The sequence below is a fragment of the Roseobacter sinensis genome (assembly GCF_025755255.1).
In the GTDB taxonomy this organism is placed as follows: domain Bacteria; phylum Pseudomonadota; class Alphaproteobacteria; order Rhodobacterales; family Rhodobacteraceae; genus Roseobacter; species Roseobacter sinensis.
In genome coordinates this window covers 98,040-124,302 of sequence record NZ_JALIEB010000011.1, presented here as the reverse complement: position 1 = coordinate 124,302, position 26,263 = coordinate 98,040, and the positions used below count along the sequence as shown (strand labels likewise).

28 protein-coding genes are annotated in these 26,263 nt (G+C 64.5%); 21 read left to right on the top strand and 7 right to left on the bottom strand.

What is annotated here, in order from left to right:
* The first annotated feature begins 73 nt into the window (after positions 1-73).
* Genes hisN through MUB52_RS16300 form a run of 3 tightly spaced genes read left to right on the top strand, consistent with a single transcriptional unit; the run spans position 74 to position 2,645 of the window.
* Positions 74-886: a histidinol-phosphatase gene (gene hisN / locus MUB52_RS16310; protein ID WP_263845305.1), complete on the top strand. Its 813-nt coding sequence runs from the start codon at positions 74-76 to the stop codon at positions 884-886.
* Positions 883-2,223, top strand: coding sequence for an 8-oxoguanine deaminase (locus MUB52_RS16305; protein ID WP_263845304.1), 1,341 nt, complete (start codon positions 883-885; stop codon positions 2,221-2,223). Before hisN ends, MUB52_RS16305 begins: the two co-directional genes overlap by 4 nt.
* Positions 2,223-2,645 carry a CAP domain-containing protein gene (locus MUB52_RS16300; RefSeq protein WP_263845303.1) on the top strand — a complete coding sequence of 141 codons (423 nt, stop codon included), beginning with the start codon at positions 2,223-2,225 and terminating at the stop codon, positions 2,643-2,645. Before MUB52_RS16305 ends, MUB52_RS16300 begins: the two co-directional genes overlap by 1 nt.
* 45 nt (positions 2,646-2,690) lie before the next feature.
* Here the strand turns inward: MUB52_RS16300 and guaD are convergent, their stop codons facing one another.
* Positions 2,691-3,998: a guanine deaminase gene (gene guaD / locus MUB52_RS16295; protein WP_263845302.1), complete on the bottom strand. Its 1,308-nt coding sequence runs from the start codon at positions 3,996-3,998 to the stop codon at positions 2,691-2,693.
* 106 nt (positions 3,999-4,104) lie between these two features.
* On the opposite strand from guaD, the gene mgtE reads away from it, so the two are divergent.
* Together mgtE and MUB52_RS16285 are read left to right on the top strand one after the other, a co-directional pair.
* Positions 4,105-5,496, top strand: a complete 1,392-nt coding sequence (gene mgtE / locus MUB52_RS16290; protein ID WP_263845301.1) for a magnesium transporter — start codon at positions 4,105-4,107, stop codon at positions 5,494-5,496.
* A complete protein-coding gene (locus MUB52_RS16285) occupies positions 5,493-6,071 on the top strand; it encodes a 5-formyltetrahydrofolate cyclo-ligase (protein ID WP_263845300.1) in 579 nt (192 codons plus the stop codon). The genes mgtE and MUB52_RS16285 overlap by 4 nt, the downstream gene beginning before the upstream one ends.
* Here the strand turns inward: MUB52_RS16285 and MUB52_RS16280 are convergent.
* Together MUB52_RS16280 and MUB52_RS16275 are read right to left on the bottom strand one after the other, a co-directional pair.
* Entirely contained in the window at positions 6,050-6,289 is a 240-nt protein-coding gene (locus tag MUB52_RS16280) for a helix-turn-helix domain-containing protein (protein ID WP_450103981.1), read from the bottom strand. The two genes, MUB52_RS16285 and MUB52_RS16280, sit on opposite strands and share 22 nt — an antisense overlap.
* Positions 6,282-6,845 carry a DUF2975 domain-containing protein gene (locus MUB52_RS16275; RefSeq protein ID WP_263845299.1) on the bottom strand — a complete coding sequence of 188 codons (564 nt, stop codon included), beginning with the start codon at positions 6,843-6,845 and terminating at the stop codon, positions 6,282-6,284. The genes MUB52_RS16280 and MUB52_RS16275 overlap by 8 nt, the downstream gene beginning before the upstream one ends.
* Positions 6,846-6,956: 111 nt before the next feature.
* Here MUB52_RS16275 and MUB52_RS16270 point away from each other — a divergent pair, with 111 nt between their 5' ends.
* The 5 genes from MUB52_RS16270 (at position 6,957) to MUB52_RS16250 (ending at position 11,515) form a co-directional block, all read left to right on the top strand.
* Positions 6,957-7,565, top strand: a complete 609-nt coding sequence (locus tag MUB52_RS16270) for a porin family protein (RefSeq protein ID WP_263845298.1) — start codon at positions 6,957-6,959, stop codon at positions 7,563-7,565.
* Between the two features lie 115 nt (positions 7,566-7,680).
* Positions 7,681-8,493 carry a TIGR00282 family metallophosphoesterase gene (locus MUB52_RS16265; RefSeq protein WP_263845297.1) on the top strand — a complete coding sequence of 271 codons (813 nt, stop codon included), beginning with the start codon at positions 7,681-7,683 and terminating at the stop codon, positions 8,491-8,493.
* On the top strand, positions 8,490-9,398 hold the full coding sequence (locus MUB52_RS16260; protein ID WP_318527439.1) for a DMT family transporter: 909 nt from the start codon (positions 8,490-8,492) through the stop codon (positions 9,396-9,398). Before MUB52_RS16265 ends, MUB52_RS16260 begins: the two co-directional genes overlap by 4 nt.
* Before the next feature lie 51 nt (positions 9,399-9,449).
* Positions 9,450-11,231: an SLC13 family permease gene (locus MUB52_RS16255; RefSeq protein WP_263845296.1), complete on the top strand. Its 1,782-nt coding sequence runs from the start codon at positions 9,450-9,452 to the stop codon at positions 11,229-11,231.
* A gap of 119 nt (positions 11,232-11,350) precedes the next feature.
* Positions 11,351-11,515 (top strand): hypothetical protein, encoded by a 165-nt coding sequence (locus MUB52_RS16250; protein WP_263845295.1) that lies wholly within the window; start codon positions 11,351-11,353, stop codon positions 11,513-11,515.
* 81 nt (positions 11,516-11,596) lie between these two features.
* Here MUB52_RS16250 and MUB52_RS16245 read toward each other — a convergent pair whose 3' ends face one another.
* Positions 11,597-13,369: an SLC13 family permease gene (locus tag MUB52_RS16245; RefSeq protein ID WP_263845294.1), complete on the bottom strand. Its 1,773-nt coding sequence runs from the start codon at positions 13,367-13,369 to the stop codon at positions 11,597-11,599.
* Between the two features lie 62 nt (positions 13,370-13,431).
* Between MUB52_RS16245 and MUB52_RS16240 the strand changes: the two genes are divergently transcribed.
* From MUB52_RS16240 to MUB52_RS16225, 4 genes are all read left to right on the top strand, one after another.
* Positions 13,432-13,929: a hypothetical protein gene (locus MUB52_RS16240; protein WP_263845293.1), complete on the top strand. Its 498-nt coding sequence runs from the start codon at positions 13,432-13,434 to the stop codon at positions 13,927-13,929.
* A 79-nt stretch (positions 13,930-14,008) separates the two neighbouring features.
* Positions 14,009-14,413 (top strand): helix-turn-helix domain-containing protein, encoded by a 405-nt coding sequence (locus tag MUB52_RS16235; RefSeq protein ID WP_263845292.1) that lies wholly within the window; start codon positions 14,009-14,011, stop codon positions 14,411-14,413.
* Positions 14,410-14,679 (top strand): hypothetical protein, encoded by a 270-nt coding sequence (locus MUB52_RS16230; protein WP_263845291.1) that lies wholly within the window; start codon positions 14,410-14,412, stop codon positions 14,677-14,679. Before MUB52_RS16235 ends, MUB52_RS16230 begins: the two co-directional genes overlap by 4 nt.
* 71 nt (positions 14,680-14,750) lie before the next feature.
* Entirely contained in the window at positions 14,751-15,491 is a 741-nt protein-coding gene (locus tag MUB52_RS16225) for a YebC/PmpR family DNA-binding transcriptional regulator (protein ID WP_263845290.1), read from the top strand.
* Between the two features lie 75 nt (positions 15,492-15,566).
* Here the strand turns inward: MUB52_RS16225 and MUB52_RS16220 are convergent, their stop codons facing one another.
* Together MUB52_RS16220 and MUB52_RS16215 are read right to left on the bottom strand one after the other, a co-directional pair.
* A complete protein-coding gene (locus MUB52_RS16220) occupies positions 15,567-15,824 on the bottom strand; it encodes a hypothetical protein (protein WP_263845289.1) in 258 nt (85 codons plus the stop codon).
* A 91-nt stretch (positions 15,825-15,915) separates the two neighbouring features.
* Positions 15,916-16,818, bottom strand: a complete 903-nt coding sequence (locus MUB52_RS16215) for a LysR family transcriptional regulator ArgP (RefSeq protein ID WP_263845288.1) — start codon at positions 16,816-16,818, stop codon at positions 15,916-15,918.
* Positions 16,819-16,907: 89 nt separating this feature from the next.
* Between MUB52_RS16215 and MUB52_RS16210 the strand changes: the two genes are divergently transcribed.
* The 7 genes from MUB52_RS16210 to MUB52_RS16180 all read left to right on the top strand — a co-directional run bounded on the left by MUB52_RS16210 (position 16,908) and on the right by MUB52_RS16180 (position 24,691).
* Positions 16,908-17,507: a LysE/ArgO family amino acid transporter gene (locus tag MUB52_RS16210; RefSeq protein WP_263845287.1), complete on the top strand. Its 600-nt coding sequence runs from the start codon at positions 16,908-16,910 to the stop codon at positions 17,505-17,507.
* A 139-nt stretch (positions 17,508-17,646) separates the two neighbouring features.
* Entirely contained in the window at positions 17,647-18,552 is a 906-nt protein-coding gene (locus MUB52_RS16205; RefSeq protein ID WP_263845286.1) for a DMT family transporter, read from the top strand.
* Between the two features lie 72 nt (positions 18,553-18,624).
* Positions 18,625-19,200, top strand: coding sequence for a choline-binding transcriptional repressor BetI (gene betI, locus MUB52_RS16200; RefSeq protein ID WP_263845285.1), 576 nt, complete (start codon positions 18,625-18,627; stop codon positions 19,198-19,200).
* Complete coding sequence (betC, locus tag MUB52_RS16195) at positions 19,197-20,705, top strand: choline-sulfatase (RefSeq protein WP_263845284.1); 1,509 nt, start codon at positions 19,197-19,199, stop codon at positions 20,703-20,705. Before betI ends, betC begins: the two co-directional genes overlap by 4 nt.
* 49 nt (positions 20,706-20,754) lie before the next feature.
* Entirely contained in the window at positions 20,755-22,212 is a 1,458-nt protein-coding gene (betB, locus tag MUB52_RS16190) for a betaine-aldehyde dehydrogenase (RefSeq protein WP_263845350.1), read from the top strand.
* 89 nt (positions 22,213-22,301) lie between these two features.
* The gene (gene betA / locus MUB52_RS16185) at positions 22,302-23,960 is read left to right on the top strand and encodes a choline dehydrogenase (protein WP_263845283.1); all 1,659 of its coding nucleotides are present in this window, start codon (positions 22,302-22,304) and stop codon (positions 23,958-23,960) included.
* Positions 23,961-24,061: 101 nt separating this feature from the next.
* Entirely contained in the window at positions 24,062-24,691 is a 630-nt protein-coding gene (locus MUB52_RS16180; protein ID WP_263845282.1) for a thermonuclease family protein, read from the top strand.
* 98 nt (positions 24,692-24,789) lie between these two features.
* Here the strand turns inward: MUB52_RS16180 and MUB52_RS16175 are convergent, their stop codons facing one another.
* Positions 24,790-26,190, bottom strand: a complete 1,401-nt coding sequence (locus MUB52_RS16175) for a helix-turn-helix domain-containing protein (protein WP_263845281.1) — start codon at positions 26,188-26,190, stop codon at positions 24,790-24,792.
* Between the last annotated feature and the right edge of the window lie 73 nt (positions 26,191-26,263).

Below are 26,263 nucleotides of genomic sequence, written 5' to 3'. Positions count from 1 at the left end.
ATTTTGACCCCGGCAGCCTTAGGAATTCGCCAGGGCTCTTGTCTCCGGGGTGTTCCGCTGGCACCAGTGCCGCATGACACTCGACCGCGACGCATCTGATTTCGTCATCATCGATTCAACGGCCCGTGCGATGGCAGATGCGGCGCGAGCCGCGATCCTGCCATACTTCCGTGCGCGCGGGCTTGTGCAGGACAACAAGCTCGCTGACGGCTTCGACCCCGTGACGGAGGCGGACCGGGCGGCCGAGAAGGCGATGCGCGCCGTGCTTGAGCGGCACCGGCCGGACGACGCGGTGCTGGGGGAAGAATTCGGCGCTTCTTCAGGAACAAGCGGGCTGACTTGGGTGCTCGATCCGATCGACGGCACCCGCGGTTTTGTCAGCGGCACGCCGACCTGGGGCGTCCTCATCGCGGTCTCCGATGCGGCGGGACCCTTCTACGGGCTGATTGACCAGCCCTACATCGGCGAGCGCTTCGTCGGCAGCGGTGCACGGGCCGAGCTCACCGGGCCGGCTGGCGTGGCCGAGATCGTGACCCGCACGACCTCTGATCTGGCGGAGGCCGTTGTCTTCACGACCTTCCCGGAAGTCGGCACGCCGGCGGAGGCCGCCGCGTTCCGCGCCGTGGCAGAGCGGGCGAAACTGACCCGCTATGGCATGGATTGCTACGCCTATGCGCTCGTTGCCGCCGGTCAGGTCGATCTCGTGATCGAAGCGGGCTTGCAGGCCTATGACATCCAGGCGCCCATCGCGCTCATCGAGGCCGCGGGCGGCGTGGTGACCAACTGGGAGGGGGAGCCCGCGCATGAGGGCGGCCGCGCCATCGCTGCGGCCAACCCGGAGCTGCACGCCAAGGCCCTCGCCGTATTGCGAGACGCGCTCGGATGAGCGCGTTGCTCTTGCGCAACGCCGATCATCTGGTGACCATGGACGATGAACGCCGCGAGTTGCGGGGTGCGGATGTCCTGATCGACGGTGGGGTCATCCGTGAGATCGGCGTCGGGCTGCGCCATGATGCGACCACCATCGACGTCTCGGGATGCGTCGTCACGCCGGGGCTGGTGAACACCCACCACCACCTCTACCAGACGCTGACCCGCGCCGTCCCTGCCGCCCAGGACGCGTTGCTCTTCGGCTGGCTCGAGACGCTCTATCCCATCTGGTCGAGCTACACGCCCGCGCATGTCTTTATCTCCGCACAGGTGGGGTTGGCGGAGCTCGCGCTCTCTGGGTGCAGCCTGACCAGCGATCATCTCTACCTGTATCCCAATGGGACACGGCTCGACGAGACCATTCACGCGGCCGCAGAGATCGGGCTGCGCTTCCAGCCGACGCGCGGAGCCATGAGCATTGGTCGCGCGCAGGGCGGGTTGCCGCCGGATGATCTGGTGGAGGACGAGGCCGATATTCTCGACGATTGTATCCGCGTGATCGACGCGTTCCACGATGGGTCTGCTGCGTCGATGTGCCGGGTGGGCATCGCACCCTGCTCGCCGTTTTCCGTCAGTCGCGATCTGATGCGCGATGCGGCTGCGCTCGCACGCGACAAAGGCGTCATGCTGCACACGCATCTGGCCGAGAACGACGAGGATGTCGCCTATTCTCTCAAGGCCTTCGGCTGCCGCCCGGGTCAGTATGCCGAGGATCTGGGATGGGTCGGGCCGGATGTCTGGCACGCACATTGCGTGAAGCTCGATGCCGAGGAGATCGCCCTCTTCGCCCGGACGGGCACCGGCGTGGCGCATTGTCCCTGCTCGAATTGCCGGTTGGGCAGCGGGATTGCTCCGGTTGCGGCGCTGCGCGGGGCGGGCGTGCCGGTTGGGCTCGGCGTCGACGGGTCGGCCAGCAATGACGCGAGCAATCTGGTGGCCGAGGCGCGGCAGGCGATGCTGTTGCAGCGGGTCGCACAGGGCGCCGATACGATGAGTGCCCGCGCCGCGCTGGAACTGGCGACACGGGGTGGGGCAGATGTGTTGGGGCGGCCCGAATGCGGCCGGATCTCTGTTGGCGCGCGGGCCGATCTGGCGGTCTGGGACGTCTCGGGGTTGGAGGCGTCGGGAAGCTGGGATCCCGCCGCGCTGCTGCTGGCAGGGCCGACGACGGTGCGCGATCTGTTTGTCGAGGGGCGTGCAGTGGTCCGCGACGGGCAGGTGACGACGCTTGATCTACCCAAACTGATCTCACGGCAGGCGGAGATGACCCGTGAATTGATGGAGGCGTTTTGATGCGAATTCTGGCGGTCCTGTTTCTGTGCTGTCTGGCAAGCGGCGGCTTCGCGGACCCGCAGGCAACGCAAGCGCTGAACGAGTACCGGGCGCGCGAAGGGCGCGCGCCCTTGGCCTATTCCGCCGCGCTGGAGGCAGCGGCGCGGGTGCATGCTGACGATATGGCTGCGCGCGGCTTCTTCGATCATCGCGGCAGCGACGGCTCGACAGTGGGCGCGCGGGTCACCGGGCAAGGCTATGGCTGGTGCTTTGTTGCCGAGAACATCGCGCAGGGGCAACGCACGCTGGGCGAGGTGATGCGATCCTGGGCCGGTTCGCGCGGCCACCGGCGGAACATGCTGGCGCGCGAGGCGCGTGAATTTGCGCTGGTCGAAGGGACGGGGCGCATTTGGGTCATGGTGCTGGCCGCGCCCGGCTGCTGACATCGTCGGCGCGCGTGTCGGGCCGGCCCTCCGGGGGGGATATTTTCAGCCAGAAGAAGCAGGTCGGTGTTTCTGCCCGCCGATCCAGACATCGGAGATGGCGCGGTCTTCGCCCATCATGATCGTCGGGAAGAGGGCCTCCCAGATGTCTTTGGCTTCAGCGGCGCGTTGCGCAATGGCGGGGGTGGAGGCGAGATCGAGGATGGTCAGATCCGCCTCGTGGCCCGGAGCCAACGTGCCGATCCTGTCGTGCAGATGCAGGCTGCGGGCCGCACCGCTCGTGGCCAGCCACATCAGCTGCGCGGGATGCAGCGCGCTCCCTCTGAGCTGCGCGATCTCATAGGCCGCGGCCATGGTGCGCAGCATCGAAAAGGACGACCCGCCCCCGGTGTCCGTGGCCAGCCCCACGGGAATGCACCGCGCGGCGAGCCCGGCCACATCCATGAGTCCCGAGCCGATGAAGCTGTTCGACGTCGGGCAATGCACCAGCGCCGCGCCGGTCTCGGCGATCCGGTCGATCTCGCGCGGCTCCAGGTGGATCGCATGACCGAAGACCGCGCGGGGGCCGAGGAGCCCGTGCGCCTCATAGGTGTCGAGGTAGTCGCGGGCCTGCGGAAAGAGCGCGCGCACCCAGGCGATCTCGGCCGGCTGTTCGCTGAGGTGGGTCTGCATGAGACACTCTGGGTGCTCCGCCCAGAGCGATCCCAGTGCGCTGAGCTGCTCCGGCGTCGACGTCGGCGAGAAGCGCGGCGTGATCGCATAAGTCGCGCGGCCCTGCCCCTGCCAGTGCGCAATCAGCGCCTTGCTGTCGTCATAGGCCGATTGCGCGGTGTCGCGCAGCCCCTCGGGCGCGTTGCGGTCCATGCAGGTCTTGCCCGCCACGGTGCGCATCCCCCGTGCCGCGGCCGCGTCGAAAAACGCATCCACGCTGTGGGCGTGGACCGTGGTGTAAGAGCACATGGTGGTCGTGCCGTGGCTCAGCGCCAGGTCGAGGTACCGGTTCGCGATCCGCGCGGCGTAGTCAGGATCTTCCAGCCGCATTTCCTCGGGAAAGGTGTAAGTGTTGAGCCAGTCAATGAGCTGCTTGCCCCAGCTCGCGATGATCGCCGTCTGCGGGTAGTGCACATGGGCATCTACGAAGCCGGGGCAAATGAGTTGCGGGCCATAATCGTGCACCTCGGCCTGCGGGGCGTCGCGGCGCAGGCGGTCGCGGTTGCCGACGGCCCGGATCAGCCCATCTTCGATCAGGACGGCGCCCGCGCTGTCGATCCGCACCGCCTCCCGCCAGGGCTGCCGGAACGGGTTGCCGCGGGCCTCGAAGGTCTGGCCGAGAAGGAGGCGGGGCGTGCTCATGGCCTCTTCTCTAGGCCCTTCGCAGCGCAGCCACAACGGGGAAGCGGGCGGCATTGTCACTGCGGGGGCGGCCCCGTATGGTCCGCGCAAGACAGGGGAGACGCGCATGTCAGATCAATCCACCGAACTGCAGCCGGAGGATGAAGACGAGGCCTATGTGCTGGGCCCCAAGGCCGTCGCGGCAATCCTTTATGCGGTGGACATCGACGATGCGGCCAAGCTTACCGAGCTCATGGAGCCGCTGCACCCGGCCGATATCGCGGACCTGCTCGAGCAGATCAACGCCTTCGACCGCTCGCGGCTGATCCGGCTTTACGGGCGGGAGTTTGACGGTGAGATCCTGTCGGAACTCGACGAGTCGATCCGCGAGGAGGTGATCGCGGTTCTGACGCCGCAGGTGCTGAGCCAGGCCGTGCGCGACATGGACAGCGACGATGTGGTCGATTTGGTGGAGGATCTGGAAGACCACCAGCAGGAGGCCATCCTCGAGGCGCTGCCCGATGTGGACCGGATGGCGGTGCAGCAGGCGCTCAGCTATCCGGAATACTCCGCCGGCCGCCTGATGCAGCGCGAGGTCGTGATGGCGCCCGAACACTGGACGGTGGGAGAGGCGATCGACTATCTGCGCAGCACGCCCGAGGAGGAGCTGCCCGCCCAGTTCTATCACATCGTGCTCGTGGACCCGCGCCTGCACCCCATCGGAAATGTCACCCTGGGCAAGCTGATGCGCTCGAAGCGCGAGGTGCGGCTGATGGATATCAAGGAGGAGACCTTCCAGATCATCCCGGTGCTGCAGGACGAATCCGACGTGGCCTATGCCTTCAACCAGTATCACCTGATTTCCGCGCCCGTGGTCGATGACGAGGAGCGGCTGATCGGCGTGATCACGATCGATGACGCCATGGCTGTGCTGGATGAGGAGCACGAGGAAGACATTCTGCGCCTGGCCGGTGTGGGTGAAGGCTCGCTCTCCGACCGGGTGATCGAGACCACCAAGCAGCGGCTGCCCTGGCTGGCGGTGAATCTGGTGACGGCGATTGCGGCGAGCCTGGTGATCGCGCAGTTCGAGGCGGCGATTGCCCAGATCGTGGCACTTGCGGTTCTCATGCCCATCGTCGCCTCGATGGGGGGCAATGCGGGCACGCAGTCGCTCACGGTGGCGGTGCGGGCGATTGCCACCAAGGACCTCACGGGCGCCAACGTCTGGCGGGTGATCCGGCGCGAGGTGCTGGTGGGGCTGATCAACGGCGTGGTCTTTGCCGTGGTCATGGGTGTCGTGGGTGTCATTTGGTTCGGCTCGCCCGCGCTGGGCTATGTGATTGCCGCCGCGATGGTGATCAACCTCGTCGTCGCAGGGCTTGCGGGCACCGTGATCCCGGTGATCCTCGAACGCGTCGGCATCGACCCGGCCCTGGCTTCGGGGGCCTTCGTGACGACCGTGACGGATGTGGTGGGCTTCTTCGCTTTCCTCGGGCTGGCTGTCGTGGTGCTGCTGTGAGCGATCTTGCCGGACAGAAGACGCAAGCCCGCCACGATGGCTTTGCGCGGCGCAAGGCGGCCCATGCGGCCGATCCGGGCACCGGGGCGGGCGTGCTCTCAGCCTTTCTGGCCGGTCATCGCGGGGTGCCGCTCTCGGGCTACATGCCGATCCGGACGGAGATCGACCCGCGCCCTGCCATGGCCGAGGCCGCGGCCTACGGGCCGGTCGGTATCCCGGTCATCCTCGGGGACGGGCAGCCGCTCGAGTTCGCGCGCTGGGAGCCTGATATGCCGCTGGTCGCGGGTGCCTTCGGAGCTCTGATCCCCGAAGAGAAAGTGGTCTTCGAACCCGAGATCGTGATCGTACCGCTGGTGGCCTTCGATGCGCGCGGCGGGCGGCTGGGCTATGGCGGTGGCTTCTATGACCGGACCCTCGCCCAGTTGCGGGCCAAACGCCCGACCCTTGCCGTGGGCTTTGCCTATGCCGCGCAGGAGGCCGACGCGCTGCCGCTGGAGCCGACGGACCAGCGGCTTGATTTCATTGTGACCGAGACGGGCATGACCGATCTGCGTCAGTCCTCTGGCGGTTCGTAGGTCAGGATATCTCCCGGCTGACAGTCGAGCACTTCGCAGATCCGGGCGAGCGTTTCGAAGCGGACGCCCTTCACCTTGCCGGACTTCAGCAGCGACACGTTCTGTTCGGTGATGCCCACACGCTCGGCCAGTTCCTTCGAGCGCATCTTGCGGCGGGCCAGCATCACATCCAGTGTGACGGTGATACGCTGCCCCTTGTCGTCCTCCGCGTCAGACAAAAGCCCTGTTTTCCTCTGCCATATGCGCGGCGTCGACCATGATGTGCCCAAGCGCCACCAGCATCAGGCCGAGGATAACCGCATAGATGTCGCCATCCTGAAAGCCTATGCCGAAAGTGATGCCCGTGGGATCCGCCCAATAGCGCAGCAGCGCCCGGGCGATCCCGTCGACCACCATGCTGACCGGGATGATTAGCACGAGCACCCAGCCGATGCGGCGCAGGCGGATCGCTGTCGTCTCGGTAAAGATGCCCGTGCCCGCACGCAGACCGGAAAAGAGCCTGCGGATCAGCAGGATCATCGCCACGGCCATGAAATCGGTGGTGAGCCAGATCAGACTGGCGAGCAGGGCGCTCGCGGTCGTCAGTCGCAGACCGTCGATCTCAAGCTCGAGTTCCTTGGCCAGTTCGCGCCCCAGTTGCAGCGGATCGGTAACCGACAGGAAGAGGAAATAGGCGGCAAGAAGCAGCGCCAGCCCCAGGGCGAGCGTGCTGAACCAGACGCCGGCGCGGGCGGTAGCGGCGATTTTGGCCTGTCTGTCGAGAGGGTTGGGCACGGGTGAGCACTCCACATAACAACATTGCTTGCAAAAATTATTGTAAAACAATAATTAAAACAAACTCAAGGTTAACTATTTGCCTTTCTACCAAATCATATGAGGTTTCACATGAACTATCGAGAGTTGTTTTTGTCGGGTGGCATTGTCGTCTCGCTCGCTCTGCCCGCAGATGCGCAGGATCGCTGGACAGGGTATTATGGCGGGGTGTCGTTCAACTTCACGGACACCTCCTCGGAGATTGCGGGCAGCAGCGTGCACAACCTGTCGGATGAGGGCTCGGGGTTCGGGATCTATGCGGGCTACGGCATTCGGCGCGGACCGAATTTTGTCTGGACCCCGGAGGTTGCGCTGTCTCGTCTCGAAACGCCGGGTGGCGCGTCTGATGCCACATTCGGCAGCACCGGGTTCGATGGGTCGTTCCTGCTGGAGCCGCGCATCCGGGCGGGCTATGCCACTCAGCGCGCCTACTACTACGGTATCGTTGGGCTCGGCATTACAGATGCTGGGCTAAGCCCGTCGGGCTCGGATGACGACGACCTGATCGGCTCCTTTGGCCTTGGGCTGGGGGCGGAGGTCGCCATCAACGACACATGGTCGACCCGTCTCGAAGCGGTGCATTACCAGTGGGATGCCTCCGAGCAGAATTTCAACGGGAACTTCCGCGAAACCGAGACCGACGCCACCGTGCTGCGGATCGGTCTGACGCGCCGGTTCTGAGGGGTTCGCGCCGACCAGGGCCGGACGCGCCGCAGTGGTGCGTCCGGCACCCGGATCGTGATTATTCTGCGCGCCGCCCCTTGCCCTTCTGAGGTGCGCGCCCTACCCATCGTCCATGAAGCTGTTGTTCCTCGGAGATGTGATGGGCCGTGCGGGCCGCCGCGCGATCACGGACAACCTGCCGCGTCTCCGGCAGGAGTGGAAGCTCGACTTCATTGTCATCAACGGCGAGAATGCGACCTCGGGCATCGGTCTGTCGGGGGCACACGCCAAGACCCTTCTCGAGGCGGGGGCCGATTGTATCACCCTCGGCGATCACGCGTTTGATCAGAAGGATATGCTCCAGTTCATCGAGCAGGAGCCGCGGGTCATCCGCCCGCTGAACTTCTCCAAGGCCGCGCCGGGCAAGGGCGCACGTCTGTTTACAGCGCAGAACGGGCGCAAGGTGCTGGTGGCCCAGGCGCTGGGGCAGGTGTTCATGAAACGCCCCTTCGACGATCCGTTCTCGGCGGTGGAGCCGGTGCTCAAGACGCATCCCCTCGGTGGACAGGCGGCGGCGGTCATTGTCGATATGCACTGCGAAGCGACTTCGGAGAAAATGGCGATGGGCCACTTTTGCGACGGGCGCGCGAGCCTCGTCGTGGGCACCCATACGCATGTGCCGACGGCCGATGCCATGGTGCTGCCGGGAGGCACGGCCTACCTGACCGATGCGGGCATGTGCGGCGACTACAACTCCGTCATCGGCATGGAGAAGGCCGAACCCCTGCGCCGCTTCATCACGGGCATGCCGCGCGAGCGTTTCATCCCTGCGGCGGGCGAGGCGACGCTGGCGGGCGTCTATGTCGAAACGGATGACCGGACGGGCAAGGCCGCGCGGATTGCGATGGTGCGCAACGGCGGACTGCTGGAGGCCGCAGCGCCGTGACCCTGTCCCGCGGAGAGGTTGCGCTGTTCACCGGCGTTCTTGTCCTGCTCGGGGCCGGCTGGGGGATGACCCAGCCGCTAACCAAGATTGCGGTCTCCACGGGCTACAAGCACTTCGGTCTGATCTTCTGGCAACTGGCGATCGGTGCAGCCCTCATGGCGGCCATCTGCGCGCTGCGTGGCACGAAGCTGCCGCGCGGACGCGCGCAGATCGGCATCTGCCTCATGGTCGCTCTGATCGGGACGATGATCCCGAACACCACATCCTATCAGGCCGCGGTGCATCTGCCCGCGGGCATCCTCTCGATCCTGCTCTCGATGGTGCCGATGTGGGCGTTCCCGATTGCGCTGCTGATGGGGCTCGACCTCTTTTCGTGGCGGCGCTTCATCGGGCTTGCACTTGGCCTCTGCGGCGTGCTTCTGATCGCGGCGCCGGGGGCGTCGGCGCTTGATCTTTCGGTGTTCTGGGTGCTCGTCGCGCTGGTCGCGGGCATCTGCTACGGGCTCGAAGGCAACCTTGTGGCCAAGTTCGGCACCGCCGGGATGGACCCGTTCCAGGTGCTCTACGGCGCCTCGCTGATGGGGGCGGTGATCATGCTGCCGGTCGCTCTGCTCTCCACACAGTGGATCCCCGCGGCGGAGTTGCTGACCCGCGAAGGCCAGGCCCTGATGCTGGCCTCGGTGATCCACGTGGTCGTCTACGCAGGCTATGTCTGGATGGTCGGGCGCGCAGGCTCGGTCTTTGCCGTGCAGGTGAGCTACCTTGTGACGGGCTTCGGGGTCCTGTGGGCGAAACTGATCCTCGATGAGGCCTATTCCACTGGCATCTGGGCGGCGCTGGCGCTGATGTTTGCCGGCATGTATCTGGTGCAGCCGCGCCCGAAAGCGGCGCTTGCCTCGGCCTGAGCAATTCGCCACACTCACCTGTGGTTGCATCGCATCAAAGGTCCTATCCCCTTGACCCCCTTGCTTGAATTGTCTCCCAACACCGGCGCATTTCTGACCCTCGGGGTAGTGGCGGTGATGTTCGCGCTCTTCGTGCGCGAGACATATCCAACCGAGGTGGTGGCCATCGCGGGTGCCGCGCTGATGCTGCTTCTGGGCGTTCTGCCTTACGAGACCGCGCTGGCGGTGCTGAGCAATCCCGCCCCCTGGACAATCGCCGCAATGTTCATCGTGATGGGGGCGCTGGTCCGCACCGGCGCGCTGGAGGTGCTGACCCGCATGGCCGAACGCTATGCCAAGACCCATCCGCGCGGGGCCGTCGTCGGGGTGATCCTCTCGGTCATGGGGGCCTCGGCGATCATGAACAACACGCCCGTTGTGGTCGTGATGATCCCCGTCGTGGTGCAACTGAGCCAGACCCTGGGCGCCAAGGCGTCGAAACTGCTGATCCCGCTCAGCTACGCGGCGATCATGGGCGGCTCGCTCACCCTGATCGGTACCTCAACCAATCTGCTGGTGGACGGGGTCGCGCGTACCCAGGGCCTGGAACCGTTCACGATTTTCGAGATCCTGCCCATCGGCCTCGTGGTCTGCCTTTGGGGTCTCATCTACCTCACCCTCTTTGCCAGACGGCTGCTGCCGGATCGGGACAGCATGGCGAACATGCTCTCGGACCGGTCGAAGATGAAGTTTTTCACCGAAGCCGTGATTCCGCCGGATTCGAACCTGATCGGGCGCGAGGTGCTGGGGGTGCAGCTCTTTAAACGGGAGGGTGTGCGGCTTGTCGACGTGGTCCGCGGTGACGCCTCGCTTCGGCACAATCTCAAGGATGTGACCTTGCAGGTCGGCGACCGCGTGGTGCTGCGCACGCAGATGACCGAGCTTCTGAGCCTGCAGGCCAACAAGGAACTGAAGCGCGTCGATCAGGTTTCGGCGGTCGAAACCACGACCGTGGAGGTGCTCATCACGCCCGGATGCCGGCTGGTGGGGCGCAGCCTGGGCAACATGCGCCTGCGCCGGCGGTACGGCGTCTACACGCTGGCCGTGCATCGGCGCAATCAGAACATCGGGCGGCAGCTCGAGGACCTTGTCGTGAAAGTGGGAGACACGCTGCTTCTGGAAGGGGCGCCAGAGGATATCAAACGGCTTGCGGCAGAGATGGATATGGTCGATGTCTCGCAACCCTCGGCCCGGGCCTTTCGGCGCAGCCACGCCCCGATCGCCATCCTCGCGCTGACAGGCATCGTCGCGCTGGCGGCCTTCAATGTCGCCCCGATCCTGCTGCTGGCAATCCTCGCGGTGGCCTTGGTGCTGGTGACGGGCTGCATCGACGCGGATGAGGCGTTCTCCTTCGTCGATGGCCGCCTCCTGGCGTTAATCTTTGCGATGCTCGCAGTCGGTGCTGCCCTGCAGCATTCAGGCGCAGTGGCGCTGATCGTGGATGCCGTTTCACCGACGCTGATGGCGATGCCGCCGACGGTGGTGGTTCTGGTGGTCTTCGTGATGACCTCGACGCTCACCGAGATCGTCTCGAACAACGCGGTTGCGGTGATCATGACGCCGCTGGCCATCGGGCTCGGCACTGCGCTCGGGCTCGATCCGCGCCCGCTGGTGGTGGCTGTGATGATCGCGGCCTCCTGTGCCTTTGCCACGCCGATCGGCTATCAGACCAACACGCTGGTCTACGGGCCAGGCGGGTATCGCTTCACCGATTTCATGCGGATCGGCGTGCCGCTGAACCTCAGTATGGCGCTGATCGTGTCGATGATGATCCCGCTCATCTGGCCGCTCTGACCGCTCATGCTGCTATGCAGAAATTGCAGGTCAGCTTTTCTCTTTTGCGCGTTGTTCATTAGGGGTTTCGACATCATGTTGGCGCTATCAGAACACCGGTTTTGATGAAAGGATGTCAGATGAACAGCATCATAGCACGACTAAAAACCGCGGCCGAAAAACGGGCCGAATTCAACCGCACCTATCACGAGCTGCGGTACATGCCACGCGAGACGGCGATTGATCTGGGGATGTTCCCGGAAGACGCCTATGATGTGGCCTATGCCCACGTCTACGGACGCTGAGCCAAAGGGTGTCAGAAGGGCGCCCACGAGATCCCCGACCCGCATTCGGCTGCCCGAATGCGGGTCTTTTCATGTCCGGGCTCAGAGCGGCCAGACGATCAGGATTACCGGGATCGACACCACCACCACGATAACCTCGAGCGGCAGGCCCATGCGCCAATAGTCTCCGAACCTGTAACCGCCGGGCCCGAGGATCAGCGTGTTGTTCTTGTGGCCGATCGGTGTGAGGAAGGCGGAGGAGGCGGCCACCGCCACGGCCATCAGGAAGGGGTCGGGCGAGACGTCGAGGCTTTGCGCCATCTGGATGCCAACCGGAGCCGCGACAATCGTCGTCGCGGTATTGTTGAGCACGTCCGACAGCGTCATCGTCACCACCATCAGGACGGTCAGCACCGCCCAGGCGGGCAATCCCCCGGTCCAGGACACCAGCGCATCCGCGATCAACTGCGTCCCGCCAGAGGTTTCCAGTGCTGCCCCGAGCGGGATCATCGACCCCAAGAGCACCACCACGGGCCAGCTGATGTGGGTGTAGAGCTCGTTGATGGGGACGATGCGCGTCAGCACATAGGCCACAACCACAAGCCCCAAGGCGATGGGCAGGTAGAGAAGGCCAAGACTGGCTGCCGCGACGGCTGCCGCGAAAAGCCCAATGGCAAGCCAGACCTTCCGGTTCTCGGTCACCGCAAGGCCGCGGTCGGCCAGCGGCAGGCAGCCTAGCCAGTCGGTCACGTCGGGGCCGGTATCGCGTGGAACCAGCAGCAGCAGGATGTCCCCGGTCTTCACTTCCGTCTGGCGCAGATGCTTGGTGATCCGTTTGCCTTGCCGCGAGATGCCCAGAAGCACCGTGCGCTGGCGCCAGGCCAAACCAATGGACTGCGCCGTCTTGCCGGTGATCCGCGCGGTTTCGGGCACCACCACTTCGATGATTTCAACGCCCTCGCCGTCGGCCCGCAGCGCCTCTTCGCGTTTGGCATCCGCGACGGCCAGATCGAGGCTGCTGCGGAATTCGTCGAGCGCGTCAGGCGTGGCCTCCAGCACCAGCGCGTCTCCCGCTTGCAGAAGTGAATTGCGCGCCTGGCCGTAGCGGCGCTTGCCGTCGCGGATCAGCCCGAGGATGGCCACGTCGGATTTGTCGGCGGCCTCGGAGAGTTCAGCGAGCCGCTTGCCGATCTGCTTGTTGCCTTCGGGCACGGTCAGCTCGGCGATGTATTGCGACAACTCGGCCTCGGTCGTGGTGCCTTCGCCGCTCTGCGGGATCAGGCGCCAGCCGATCACGGCGACGAAGGCAAGCCCGGCCAGCGCCGCAGCCCCGCCGACGGGGGCGAAGTCGAACATGGCGAAGGGCGCGCCGAGCGCGTCTTCCCGGATCGAGGCGATGATGATGTTGGGCGGTGTCCCGATCAGCGTGGCCATCCCCCCGAGGATCGTCGCAAAACTCAGCGGCATCAGGCTGAGCCCGGGCGGCCGACCTGCCTTGCGCGCGGTTTGGATGTCGACAGGCATCAGCAGGGCAAGCGCCGCCACATTGTTCATGAAGGCCGAGAGCACACCGCCGATGGCACCCATCAAAGCAATATGTGCCCCGAGTGCACGGGAGGCATCGACCAGCGTGCGGGTGATCAGAAACACCGCCCCCGAGCGCACCAGACCGGCGGAGACCACAAGCACCAGCGCCACCACCAGCGTGGCCGGATGGCCAAAGCCGGAGAACGCCGCCTCGGTCGGCACGACGCCCAGAACCACACCGATCATCAGCGCGGAAAAGGCAACGATATCATAGCGAAACCGCCCCCAGAGCAGAAGCCCGAAGACGGCGCCGAAGAGCGAAAAGAGGATGATCTGGTCTTGTGTCAAACGGGCTGCTCCACGCTCTTGATTTCGCGAGTTGTTTTACCTCAACTGCGGTTATGTCCGATTTGAACTTTTTTATCACCAACGGATTTCTCGACGCGCTCGATCGGGCCGGCAAGCTGGCACCGCGGGCCGCGGCCAGGGCCAAGGTGCGCATCTTCAAGCTGAAACGATACCTCGACGGGGTCGAGCACAGCTGGCGCAATCCCGATCATCTGCGCTGGAGCCACGTGGAGCAGGCGCATCATATCAAGAGCGGCTATCCCCCGCCGGAGTTTGGGGCCTTTCTGAGCGATCTGGAGAAACCGGTTTTGTTTCAGCAGATTACCGGGCTCAACGATAAGGATGAAGAAGGCTACTTTGCCCGCTTTCATGCCCGCCGGTTCAACCTGGCTTGCGTGGTGCTCTATACCGAACAGCCGGATCGGCGGCTGGCGTTCCTGACGGTCGGCACCCTCACAGAGTGCAATCGGACCCTGACCGATTTGCGCGATGCCGCGGTGGCCAAGAAGGTGATCGCAGAGCTGCGCGGGTTACCGAAGCCTGATCGCACCGCACGCTGAAATCTTGACAAAAGCACGCTGGTTGACTAGGTGTTGCTTTGCAAGACAACAGTTCTAACCGCGATATCAACGGTGACATATGACTGATGTACAGATCAATGCCGGAACCGGAGGCAAGGCGTCCAAGCGCAAAGCGGTCCGCGCGGCGGCACGCACGACGAATGCGCCGGTCAAACCCGTGAAGGCCTTGGACGAGGCGGGGTTTGATGCCGCATTCGACGCGCTGGAGCCCGCAGAAAAGCACGCTGTCTTCCGTGACGCCGGCGAAGAGTTGGCGCGGACGCTCGGTGCGCAGGTGATCGCCCAGATGCTGAACGGCTCGGACATGAGCCTGCGTGAGATCGGGGCGCAATCGGGCTTCGATCATACGGCGCTGTCGCGTATTGCACGCGGCGACTCGAAGACAGGGCCGACCCTGTGGAAGGTCTTCGCGCTGGCCGAGGCGCTGGGCTACCGGATCGAGTTGAACGCCGTCAAGAAGTGAGCACGGCCGGTCTCGTCTCCGATGCGCTGATCCTCGCACCGGCGATCTGGGCGTGCTCTTTCCTGCTGCGCTCGCGCTGGCACGAACGCGCGGTTGCGCGCCTCATCGCGCAGGGTGCAGATGAGGCGACCGTGCAGCTCAAGCGCGAAGAGGCGCGCTACTACCAGGATTTTGCCCGTGTCATGCCGAATTACATGTTGGCGGCCCTGACCTTGGGGCTGGCGATCCGGGCCTACCTGATCCTCGCAGCGGTCTTCGCCGCCTAGCCTCGGGGCTTGAGGGTTTTCGCGCGCCCGGATACATAATCGCCAAACGCAAAGACGAATGGAGGGTGCCGATGGCCGGACACTCAAAATGGGCCAATATCCAGCACCGCAAGGGCCGTCAGGACGCCGTGCGGGCCAAGCTCTTTTCCAAGCTCAGCAAGGAGATCACGGTGGCCGCTAAAATGGGCGACCCCGATCCCGACAAGAACCCGCGCCTGCGCCTGGCTGTCAAGGAGGCCAAGTCGCAGTCCATGCCGAAGGACAACATCGACCGCGCCATCAACAAGGCGACCGGCGGCGATGGCGACGACTACGAGGAAATCCGCTACGAGGGCTATGGGCCAAACGGGGTTGCGGTGATTGTCGAGGCAATGACAGACAACCGCAACCGCACCGCCTCGACCGTGCGCTCGACCTTCACCAAGAACGGCGGCAACCTGGGCGAGACGGGCTCGGTCGGGTTTATGTTCGACCGCAAGGGGGAAGTCACTTACCCTGCAGAGGTGGGCGATGCGGACACGGTCTTGATGGCGGCGATCGAAGCGGGGGCGGAGGACGTGGAAAGCTCCGAGGATGGGCACGTGATCTGGTGCGCCGATACGGATCTGAACGAGGTGGCAACGGCGCTCGAAACCTCCTTGGGCGAGTCCGAAAGCACCAAGCTGGTCTGGAGGCCGACGACCACGACCGAAATGGACCTCGATGGGATGCAAAAGCTCATGAAGCTGATCGAGGCGCTTGAAGATGACGACGATGTTCAGCGCGTGACGACCAACTTCGAAGCCACCGACGAGGTCATGGCGCAGCTTTGACGCAATCTTCCGCCCGACATAAGAAAAAAGCCACCTCTTCAGCGGGTGGCTTTTTTGTGACGAGCGACCGCAGCGTCAGCGGACCTGATCGCATTGGGTGCAGAACAGCATGCGCGCGAACTGCCCCCAGCTTTGCGCGGTGTCCGTCTCCGGGCGCGCGGTGCTCCGTCTGATCCGTTTCATCAAGTGCTTGAGGTCCGTCAGGCGCTTATGCGCGCCGCTTCCTCCAGCCTGGCTCTGCACAGTCAGGATCTTCTTTTGCGTATGCAGCGCAGACTCGATGAGTTCGATGTCTTTGGCAGTCAGATCGAGGTTGTGTAAGTTGTCCAGCATCAGAAACGTATCCTTGTTACATCCCCATCATATGGGGAACAAAAAGAAATACGCCAATCATCCCGAATAAGATTTCCGTGATTTTCCGTTTCTAAGTCACGGTTGCGTGAGAAGGCTTAGCAAGATGCCGCCGGGCCTGCCGCTTGATCGCGCGGCTGAGCGGGTCGAGCGCCGCGGTCATCAGACGACTGGTTTGCCAGTAAAGTGCGACATCCAAAGGATTTTCCGGCACGAGCGCGCGCAGCCAGCCCTGCCGCAGATGGCTCTCGACGAGGGGTAGCGGATTCATGCCCCAGCCGAGCCCGGCCCGCGCGGCGTCAACGAATGCGTGGGTCGAAGGCAGTTGATGCGCGGGCGGTGTGAGTTTCTCGCCGGTGATTTGCGTGATCCAGCGGTGTTGCAGCTTGTCCTTCGCGTTGAAGGTCATCACCGGGGCACGCGCCAGCGTCGCGGCACTGACGCCATCCGGGAACCAGCGGTCCACGAACGCCGGACTGGCCGTCGCCACATACCGCAGGGCACCAAGCGGTTGGCATAAGCACCCCGAGACCGCCTGGGCCTGCCCGGTGACCGCTGCGCTCACCGCGCCACGCAGCAGCCAGTCGGCAGAGGTGTCCTGATCGTCGATCACCAGATCGAAGAGCAGGCCCCCGACATCCGCCAACCCGCCCACGAACCACGTCGCCAGGCTGTCCGCATTGACCGCGATCCTGACCCGCGGCGTCGCGGCCTCGGCATCGGGGCGCAGTTCCTTCAGGATATGCGCCTCCATCAGCGCCACATCATCCGCATGGCGCGCGAGGCGGGTGCCCGCGTCCGTCGGGGTGCAGGGCTGGCCGCGATAGACAAGTGCGGTGCCGAAGCGCTCTTCCAGCGCCTTGATCCGTTGCGAGATCGCCGAAGGTGTCACGCCCAGATGCGCTGCCGCCGCATCGAAGCTGCCGTGCCGCACGATGGCTGCCAGGGCGTTCAGGTGACCGGGGTCGAATGACATTAGAGATGCTTAATCAGGAGCATAAGTTTTAATTTGAGTAATCCGCGGCATCTCCGTAGTCAAGGCGAGAGACTGCATGGAGCACCGCGATGATCGACACCTTTCTGCCCGGCTACCTGCTCAGCCTCTCGCTGATTGTGGCGATCGGCGCGCAGAATGCCTTCGTGCTGCGGCAGGGGTTGCGGCGCGAGCATGTCTTCTGGGTGTGCCTGACCTGCGGGGTCTCCGATGCACTGCTGATTGCGGCAGGGGTGGCCGGCTTCGGCGCGCTTGCGCAAAAACTGCCCTGGTTCGAGACGGCGATGCGCTACGGCGGGGCCGCCTTCCTACTGTGGTACGGATGGCGCAGTGCCCGCTCTGCATGGGTCGGCGGGCAGGTGCTCCGGGCCGATGGCGGTGTTCAGAAGGCGCTGCTGCCGACACTTCTCACGCTGCTGGCACTGACGTGGCTGAACCCGCATGTCTACCTCGACACGGTGGTTCTCATCGGATCGATCTCGGCACAATACGACAATCGGCTGGTGTTCGGGGCGGGCGCCGTGCTTGCCAGTCTCAGCTTCTTCTTTGCGCTCGGCTATGGGGCGCGGTTGCTCGCCCCGCTCTTTGCCCGGCCCCGCAGCTGGCGCATTCTCGACGCGCTGATTGCGCTTACGATGTGGGCTATTGCGGCCGGATTATTGTTGGCCTGAAGCATTTCGAGCAAACTCTGAATGGCGTCGCGCTGCCTCTCCCTTCGGTGATCGCAAAAAGCGATCCTGCCTATCTCAGATTAAACTCGAAACGCTATAGCCCCTTGCGGAGCCCCGCAAAACGCGGTGTCTATGGCCCATGGTCACCCGCACCCCCCACCGCCCCGTGGTCGGCATCTTCTGGATGCTGGTGACGGGCCTCTGTTTCATTGCGGTGACGGCGCTGGTCAAACATCTGGGCACCCGTGTCCCGCCCGCGGAATCCGCGTTTCTCCGCTACCTGATGGGCCTCGTCTTCCTGCTGCCGGCCATCGGTGCCTTGCGTGCGGCGCAACTGACCCCACGGCAGTGGAGGCTGTTCGGCCTGCGCGGCGTCATGCATGGGATCGGGGTCATCCTGTGGTTCTATGCCATGGCCCGCATCCCCATCGCGGATGTCACCGCGATGAACTACATGGCCCCGATCTATGTCACGATCGGCGCGGCGCTGTTCCTCGGCGAACGGCTTGCCTTTCGCCGGATCGCGGCGATCCTCGCGGCGCTTGCGGGGGCCATGCTGATCCTGCGCCCCGGGTTCCGCGAGATCAGCACGGGGCATCTTGCGATGCTGGCCACGGCCATCGCCTTTGGAGGCTCCTACCTGACGGCGAAAGTCATGGCCGATGAGGTCAAGCCGGCCGTCGTCGTCGCGATGCTCTCGATCTTCGTCACGATCACGCTCGCCCCCTTCGCCCTGGCCAATTGGGTCACGCCCACGCTCGCCGATCTTGGTGTGCTCTTCCTCGTCGCCTGCTTCGCGACCGCCGGCCACTACACGATGACGCTGGCTTTCGCGGCGGCCCCGCTGACCGTGACGCAGCCCGTAACCTTCGCCCAGCTGATCTGGGCGGTCCTGCTGGGGTATCTCGTCTTCGACGAAGCCATCGACATCTGGGTGGTGCTCGGCGGCCTTGTCATCATGGGGTCGGTCGTCTTCATCACCCTGCGCGAAGCGGCGCTCAAACGCGGCGAGACGACACCGCCCGTGCATGCCACGAAAGGCTAGGAGTTTTTTCTTGATTGACTGATCAATAAAAAACCCGCTATCACATGCGACGCCGCAAACAGGGGAAGTCGCATGCCGAAACTTGGAATGGAGCCGATCCGCCGCAGCGCTCTGGTCGAGGCAACGATTGCCGAACTGGCGTCGAAGGGCTCGCTCGATGTCACCGTCGGTCAGATCGCCAAACGTGCAGGCATGTCGACGGCGCTGGCGCACCACTATTTCGGCGGGAAGGATCAGATCTTTCTCGCCGCGATGCGCCAGATCCTGCGCGACTTCGGCGCAGAAGTCCGCCGCGGCCTGGCAGCTGCCGACACGCCCAAGGCCCGTGCCGTCGCGATCATCGAGGCGAGTTTCTCGCCGACCTGCTTCTCGCCCAAGACCGTGAGCGCCTGGATGACGCTCTACGCCCAGGCGCAGACAAATCCCGAGATGCTGCGGCTGCTTGCACTCTACCAGCGCCGCCTGAAATCCAACCTCAGCCATGCGCTGCGCCCGCTGAGCGCGCGGCCCGAAGACCATTCAGAAACACTGGGCGCATTGATCGACGGTCTCTATCTGCGTGCGGCCCTGTCGCGGTCGCAAAGCCCGGACGCCGCGCGACAGACGGCGCGCGAGATGCTCGACAAGCTGCTGGAGCCCGATGCATGAGCCGCCCCAACATCCTGATCCTCATGGTCGACCAGCTGAACGGCACACTCTTCCCGGACGGGCCGGCGGAGTGGCTGCATGCGCCCAACCTCAAGGCACTTGCCGCGCGCTCGACCCGGTTTCGCAACGCCTATACCGCCTCGCCGCTCTGCGCGCCGGGCCGCGCGGCCTTCATGTCGGGCCAACTGCCCTCGGCCACCGGGGTTTACGACAATGCAGCCGAATTCCCGTCCGCGGTGCCGACCTACGCACACCATCTGCGCCGCGCGGGGTATCAGACCTGCCTGTCGGGCAAGATGCATTTTGTCGGCCCGGACCAGTTGCACGGGTTCGAAGAGCGCCTGACCACCGATATCTACCCCGCCGACTTCGGCTGGACGCCCGACTATCGCAAGCCGGGCGAGCGGATCGACTGGTGGTACCACAACATGGGGTCCGTGACCGGCGCGGGCGTGGCTGAGATTTCCAACCAGATGGAGTATGACGACGAGGTCGCCTTCAACGCCACACGCAAGCTCTATGACCTCTCGCGCGGCGTCGACGACCGGCCCTGGTGCCTCACGGTCAGCTTCACGCATCCGCACGACCCCTATGTCGCGCGCAAGCGATACTGGGACCTCTACGAGGACTGCGGCCACCTGCTGCCCGAGGTGCCCGCCATCCCCTACAAGGATCTGGACCCGCACAGCAAGCGCATCTTCGACGCCAACGACTGGCGCAGCTTCGACATCACCGAAGAGAACATCCGCCGCTCGCGCCGGGCTTACTTCGCTAACATCAGCTACCTCGACGACAAGATCGGCGAGATCCTTCAAACCCTGACCGAAACGCGGCAGGAGGCGATCATCCTCTTTGTCTCTGATCATGGCGATATGCTGGGTGAGCGGGGGCTGTGGTTCAAGATGTCCTTCTTTGAAGGCTCCTCGCGCGTGCCGCTGATGATCTCGGCACCCCAGATGACGCCAGGCCTGCAGACCACACCCGTCTCCAACATCGACGTCTGCCCCACGCTCTGCGACCTCGCCGGCGTGGCGATGGACGAGGTGATGCCCTGGACGACCGGCCAGTCGCTTGTGCCGCTGGGCCAGGGCGCGGAGCGGACCGAACCCGTCGCCATCGAATACGCCGCGGAGGCCTCCTACGCGCCGATGGTCTCGCTGCGGTACGGCAAGTGGAAATACAACCGCTGCGCGCTCGACCCGGACCAGCTCTTTGACCTGGAGGCCGACCCGCATGAGCTGACCAACCTCGCCGATCACCCGGCCCATCAGGGGACTCTCACCCAGCTTCAGGCGAAATCCAAGGCGCGCTGGGACCTCGCGGCCTTCGATGCGGATGTGCGCAAGAGCCAGGCACGCCGCTGGGTTGTCTACGAGGCGCTGCGCCAGGGCGGCTACTATCCTTGGGACTACCAGCCGCTGCGCGATGCCTCCGAGCAATACATGCGCAACCACATGGACCTCAACATTCTCGAAGACAGCAAACGCTTCCCCCGAGGCGAATGATCTTCACCCGTCTCAAAATACTCCCGCCGGAGGCATGAAAGTTCATCTGATGACCTATCCCACCCAACCCACCGCCAGCCACTTCATCAACGGCGCCTACGTCGAAGACACAAGCGGTACGCCCATCGAGGTGATCTATCCCGCCACCGGCGAGACCATCGCAACTGTGCACGCTGCCACACCCGCACTGATCGAGCAGGCAATCACAAGCGCCGGGCGGGCGCAGGCGGTCTGGGCGGCTATGACCGGCACCGAGCGGGGCCGGGTTCTGCGCCGCGCTGCAGACATGATGCGCGAGAGGAACCACGAGCTGTCGGTGCTGGAGACCTATGACACCGGCAAGCCTTATCAGGAAACCAGCGTGGCCGACGCCACCAGCGGCGCCGATGCGCTGGAGTACTTCGGCGGGATGGCCGCGACGCTGACCGGCGAGCACATTCAGTTGGGCGAGGACTGGGTCTATACCCGGCGCGAGCCGCTGGGTCTCTGCGTGGGCATCGGCGCCTGGAACTATCCGACCCAGATCGCCTGCTGGAAAGGCGCGCCGGCCCTCGCCTGCGGGAACGCGATGATCTTCAAACCCTCCGAGACCACGCCGCTCTGCGCGCTGAAGGTGGCCGAAATCCTGCATGAAGCGGGGCTGCCGGCTGGCGCATACAACGTGGTGCAGGGGCTCGGCGATGTGGGTGCCGCGCTCGTGACCGACCCGCGGATCGACAAGGTGTCGCTGACCGGTTCGGTGCCCACCGGTCGCAAGGTCTATGCCGCGGCGGCCGAAGGCATCAAGCACGTCACGATGGAGCTTGGCGGGAAGTCTCCGCTCATCATCTTTGAGGATGCTGATCTGGAGAATGCGATCAGCGGCGCAATCCTGGGCAATTTTTACTCCTCGGGGCAGGTCTGCTCGAACGGGACACGGGTCTTCGTGCATCGGGCAATCAAGCAGGCGTTTCTGGATCGGCTGGCCGCGCGACTGGACAGCGCCGTGATCGGCGACCCGATGCGGCCCGAGACGAGCTTCGGCCCCATGGTGTCCGAGCGCCAGATGAATATCGTTCTCGACTATATCGCAAAGGGCAAGGCCGAGGGCGCTCGGCTCGTCTGCGGAGGCTGCCGGCTCGACCGCGACGGCTTCTATATCCAGCCGACCGTCTTTGCCGATGTCACCGACGACATGGTGATTGCCCGCGAAGAGATTTTCGGGCCGGTGATGGCGGTGCTCGACTTCGACGATGAGACCGAGGTGCTGGCGCGTGCGAATGCGACCGAATTCGGCCTGGCCGCGGGCGTCTTCACCCGCGATCTGACCCGCGCGCACCGCATTGCGGCCGGCTTCGAGGCAGGCACCTGCTACATCAACACGTATAACGACGCCCCCGTGGAAGCGCCCTTTGGCGGCGCCAAATCCTCCGGTGTCGGGCGCGAGAATTCGAAAGCGGCGATCGCACACTACAGCCAGCTCAAGTCTGTCTATGTGCGCATGGGAGACCTCGAAGCGCCATTCTAGAAGCAGGTTTTAATCCGAAGGCGCGCTGACGCGCACGCCATGTGTTTGGCGCGTGCCGCGCGGCGCTGATCCAGTGAGTGAGAGTGAAGATGCAAGCGGATTTCGTCATTGTGGGGGCGGGCAGTGCAGGCTGTGCCATGGCCTACCGGTTGAGCGAGGCCGGCGCGTCGGTCATCGTGATCGAGCACGGCGGCACGGACGCGGGGCCGTTCATCCAGATGCCCGCAGCGCTGTCCTATCCGATGAACATGAAGCGCTATGACTGGGGCTATCGCTCGGAGCCCGAGCCGCATTTGAACAACCGGCGCCTGGCCTGTCCGCGGGGCAAGGTGATCGGCGGATCGTCGAGCATCAACGGTATGGTCTATGTCCGCGGTCACGCCATGGACTTTGATCATTGGGCCGAACAGGGCGCCGATGGTTGGTCCTTTGCGGATGTGCTGCCCTATTACAAGCGGATGGAGAACTGGCACGCGTGCGGGCATGGCGGCGACCCCGCCTGGCGTGGCACCGACGGGCCGTTGCATGTCAGCCGCGGACCGCGACAGAACCCGCTCTATCACGCTTTTGTCGAGGCCGGGCGCCAGGCCGGCTACCAGACGACTGACGACTACAACGGCCAGAAGCAGGAGGGCTTCGGCCCGATGGAACAGACCGTCTGGCACGGGCGGCGCTGGTCGGCCGCCAATGCCTATCTCCGGCCTGCACTGAAGAGCGGACACTGCACGCTCGTTACGGGGCTCGCGCAGCGCATCCTGATCGAAGAGGGCCGTGCCACGGGCGTGGAAATCCGTCATGGTGGGTCGATCAAGACGGTCAGGGCGAACCGCGAGGTGGTGCTGGCGGCCTCGTCGATCAACTCGCCGAAACTGCTGATGCTTTCGGGGATCGGCCCGGCGGCGCATCTGGCTGCGCATGGGATCGATGTGGTGGCGGACCGTCCGGGCGTTGGCCAAAACCTGCAGGACCATCTCGAACTCTACCTCCAGATGGCGGCAAGCCAGCCGATCACTCTCTACAAGCACTGGAACCTGGTCTCCAAGGCCATGATCGGCGCGCAATGGCTGTTCTTCAAGCGGGGCTTTGGCGCGTCCAATCAGTTCGAAAGCACCGGGTTCATTCGCTCGGAGGCCGGTGTGCCCTATCCCGACATCCAGTTCCACTTCCTGCCGATCGCTGTGCGGTATGACGGGACCGTCGCGGCTGGGGGGCACGGCTTCCAGGCCCATGTCGGGCCGATGCGCTCGCCCTCGCGCGGGTCGGTCACCCTGGCCTCCGCCGATCCTGCTGCGGCCCCGCGCATCGCCTTCAACTACATGTCGACGGAGCAGGATTGGATCGATTTTCGCCGCTGCATCCGCCTGACCCGCGAGATATTCGCGCAGGACGCGTTCAAGCCTTTCGTGAAGCACGAGATCCAGCCCGGGGATGCGGTGCAGTCGGATGCCGAACTGGACGACTTCATCGCCGAGCATGCGGAAAGCGCTTATCATCCTTGCGGAACCTGTCGCATGGGGCGTGCCGACGACCCGGACGCGGTCGTCGATCCCGAAGCGCGGGTGATCGGTGTCGAGCGGCTCCGGGTCGCCGACAGCAGCATCTTCCCGCGGATCACGAACGGCAATCTGAACGCCCCCTCCATCATGGTAGGCGAAAAGGTCTCGGACCATCTGCTGGGCCGCACCATGCTTGCGCGATCGAACGACATGCCCTGGGTTCACCCCACCTGGCAGACCGCGCAACGTTAACACCTCGCTAACCTTGGTTAACGAAATCGGTTGCGTGGTGCGGTGGTCGGGACCATACCGCGCACATGCGTGTGTTAATGATGTGTTTGCTGGCGGTGTTTATGCCAGCCCCCGGTGCCGCCTTGGCGACGACCGCATTGTCCGGCCCGGTTCGTGTTGTGGATGGCGATACTTTCGATGTTGGCGGCACACCCGTGCGGCTCTTCGGTATCGATGCGCCTGAAGCGGATCAGACCTGCACAACCGACCAGGGACAGACCTGGGCCTGCGGGGCCTGGGTTACCGATCAGGTTACCACGCGCTATGCCGGCCGCGTCGCTCACTGCGCGCCGGTCACGCGCGACCGCTACGACAGGGTCGTTGCGCGCTGCGAGGTCGACGATGAGGATGTGGGCGCGGCGCTTGTAGGAGATGGCCTGGCCTTTGCCTACCGCAGATATGCGCAAGACTACGTTCTGGCCGAAAAGGGCGCTGCCGTGCGCAACGTCGGGCTGCACGCGAGCCGGGTGCAGGACCCGTCCGAATTTCGCCGGGCCCGGGCGGCAGGGTCTGCGCCCGTGGTTCCGGGGTGCGCGATCAAGGGCAACATCTCGCGCAGCGGGGTGAAGATCTATCATCAGCCCGGTCAGCGCGACTATGACCGCACGCGTATCCGGCAGGACAACGGTGAGCGCTGGTTCTGCTCTGCGGCAGAGGCGCAGGCGGCGGGCTGGCGCGCCGCGCGGCGCTAAAGCAATTGGCCTTCGGCTTGCATCACCATCGCTGCCCGATTTCAAGGCAATCAACGCAATAGGCGATGTATCCTGGCCCAGGTCAAAGGCCAAACGCTCTAGCCGATCTGATAGGGCAGGACGTCGCGCTGGTTGGGGTCGACCTTCAGCGTGCGCTCCAGCGGCGGGACCGCGCGCTGATGGCACTGCGCACGCTCGCAGATGCGGCATGAGATGCCAATCGGCTCGAAAGCGCCGTCGCGGCTGAGATCGAGGCCATCTGCATAGACCAACTCCTTCGCGTGCCGCACTTCGCATCCCAGGGCGATGGCATAGCGGCGAACCGGGGCTCCGAAGCGGCCTGCGGGCTTTGAGACATCGCGTGCGAGGTTGATGTAGCGCACGCCATCGGGGGTCTCGGCCAATTGGCGCAGGAACCGGCCGGGCAACTCGAAGGCGCGATGCACGTTCCAGAGCGGGCAGGCCCCGCCGAAGCGCGCGAATTGCAGCCGGGTCGCCGAATGGCGTTTGGTGATGGTGCCGGCCTGATCGACGCGCACGAAGAAGAAGGGGATGCCCTTGGCGCCCGGGCGCTGAAGGGTCGACAGGCGATGCGCCACCTGTTCGATGGAGGCGCCGAAATGTCCGGCGAGCGCTTCGACGTCGTGCCGGCAGGCGCGGGCTTCGGCCTGAAAGGCCTCGTATGGCATGAGGGCTGCGCCCGCGAAGTAGTTGGCCAACCCGATTTTCGCGATCGCGCGCGCTTCGGCAGTGTGAAAGCGCGCCAGATCCAGTGTCGCCTCGAGCAAGGCATCTTGTTTGACCAGCGCGACCTGAAGCAGCAGCTGGAACGTCTGACTCTCCGGCGGCGCCCGGCGCGAAAGCGTCAGGGTCCGCGTCTCGGTGTCGTAGCTGCGCAGGCGGTCGATGTCGGCAAAGGTCACCTGGACATCCGCGTTCCCGAGCGCGGAGACGGCAGCCACGCGAATATTGCGGTGTCCGCCCTGCTTGGTTGCAAAGTGTTCGGCTGCGCGATCGACAGCATCTATGTAATTGTCGCAGTAGTGGAAGAAGTCGCGTACCTCCTCCCATGGGCTCGGGATGGTACGCGCATCCTCGCGTCCAAGTGCTTCGTCCAGCGAGGCGAGACGTTCCTGCATCTGCCGGTAGCTGCGGTGCAACTCGAGGAAGGCGTGGGCGAAAGCGGGCGCGTTGGAGGCTGCGAGCCGCAGATCGGCAAGCGGGGGCAGGGCCTCGGCAAACAGCGGATCGGCAAGGGCCTCGCGCATATCGCTGACGAGCCGCTCACCATCGCCGGTGCTGAGTTCGGTCACGTCCAGCCCGAATTCCTGCGCCAGTGCAAGAACCACGGTGGTGGAGACCGGACGATTGTTGTTCTCCATCTGGTTCAGATAGGGCAGCGAAACACCGAGTTTTGCCGCAAAGTCTTTCTGGGTGTGACCGAGCCGCGTGCGAAGCTCCCGAAGCTTGGCGCCAGCATAGAGTTTCTGTGTGGCCATCCAAGGCGCCTCATTGATTTCATTTGCAAATTTGCAGGTTTGCAAAGTCTATCTTTGCAAAGCCCCCGGAACA

What these genes read in the sequence shown, in the direction of transcription:
- MUB52_RS16220 (WP_263845289.1), bottom strand. Translation starts at nt 15,824, where the DNA reads ATGCTGGACAACTTACACAACCTCGATCTGACTGCCAAAGACATCGAA.
- MUB52_RS16210 (WP_263845287.1), top strand. Translation starts at nt 16,908, where the DNA reads ATGATCGACACCTTTCTGCCCGGCTACCTGCTCAGCCTCTCGCTGATT.
- MUB52_RS16250 (WP_263845295.1), top strand. Translation starts at nt 11,351, where the DNA reads ATGAACAGCATCATAGCACGACTAAAAACCGCGGCCGAAAAACGGGCC.
- MUB52_RS16235 (WP_263845292.1), top strand. Translation starts at nt 14,009, where the DNA reads ATGACTGATGTACAGATCAATGCCGGAACCGGAGGCAAGGCGTCCAAG.
- MUB52_RS16225 (WP_263845290.1), top strand. Translation starts at nt 14,751, where the DNA reads ATGGCCGGACACTCAAAATGGGCCAATATCCAGCACCGCAAGGGCCGT.
- MUB52_RS16215 (WP_263845288.1), bottom strand. Translation starts at nt 16,818, where the DNA reads ATGTCATTCGACCCCGGTCACCTGAACGCCCTGGCAGCCATCGTGCGG.
- betC (WP_263845284.1), top strand. Translation starts at nt 19,197, where the DNA reads ATGAGCCGCCCCAACATCCTGATCCTCATGGTCGACCAGCTGAACGGC.
- guaD (WP_263845302.1), bottom strand. Translation starts at nt 3,998, where the DNA reads ATGAGCACGCCCCGCCTCCTTCTCGGCCAGACCTTCGAGGCCCGCGGC.
- hisN (WP_263845305.1), top strand. Translation starts at nt 74, where the DNA reads ATGACACTCGACCGCGACGCATCTGATTTCGTCATCATCGATTCAACG.
- MUB52_RS16300 (WP_263845303.1), top strand. Translation starts at nt 2,223, where the DNA reads ATGCGAATTCTGGCGGTCCTGTTTCTGTGCTGTCTGGCAAGCGGCGGC.
- betA (WP_263845283.1), top strand. Translation starts at nt 22,302, where the DNA reads ATGCAAGCGGATTTCGTCATTGTGGGGGCGGGCAGTGCAGGCTGTGCC.
- betB (WP_263845350.1), top strand. Translation starts at nt 20,755, where the DNA reads ATGACCTATCCCACCCAACCCACCGCCAGCCACTTCATCAACGGCGCC.
- betI (WP_263845285.1), top strand. Translation starts at nt 18,625, where the DNA reads ATGCCGAAACTTGGAATGGAGCCGATCCGCCGCAGCGCTCTGGTCGAG.
- MUB52_RS16175 (WP_263845281.1), bottom strand. Translation starts at nt 26,190, where the DNA reads ATGGCCACACAGAAACTCTATGCTGGCGCCAAGCTTCGGGAGCTTCGC.
- MUB52_RS16180 (WP_263845282.1), top strand. Translation starts at nt 24,062, where the DNA reads ATGCCAGCCCCCGGTGCCGCCTTGGCGACGACCGCATTGTCCGGCCCG.
- MUB52_RS16265 (WP_263845297.1), top strand. Translation starts at nt 7,681, where the DNA reads ATGAAGCTGTTGTTCCTCGGAGATGTGATGGGCCGTGCGGGCCGCCGC.
- MUB52_RS16205 (WP_263845286.1), top strand. Translation starts at nt 17,647, where the DNA reads ATGGTCACCCGCACCCCCCACCGCCCCGTGGTCGGCATCTTCTGGATG.
- MUB52_RS16270 (WP_263845298.1), top strand. Translation starts at nt 6,957, where the DNA reads ATGAACTATCGAGAGTTGTTTTTGTCGGGTGGCATTGTCGTCTCGCTC.
- MUB52_RS16305 (WP_263845304.1), top strand. Translation starts at nt 883, where the DNA reads ATGAGCGCGTTGCTCTTGCGCAACGCCGATCATCTGGTGACCATGGAC.
- mgtE (WP_263845301.1), top strand. Translation starts at nt 4,105, where the DNA reads ATGTCAGATCAATCCACCGAACTGCAGCCGGAGGATGAAGACGAGGCC.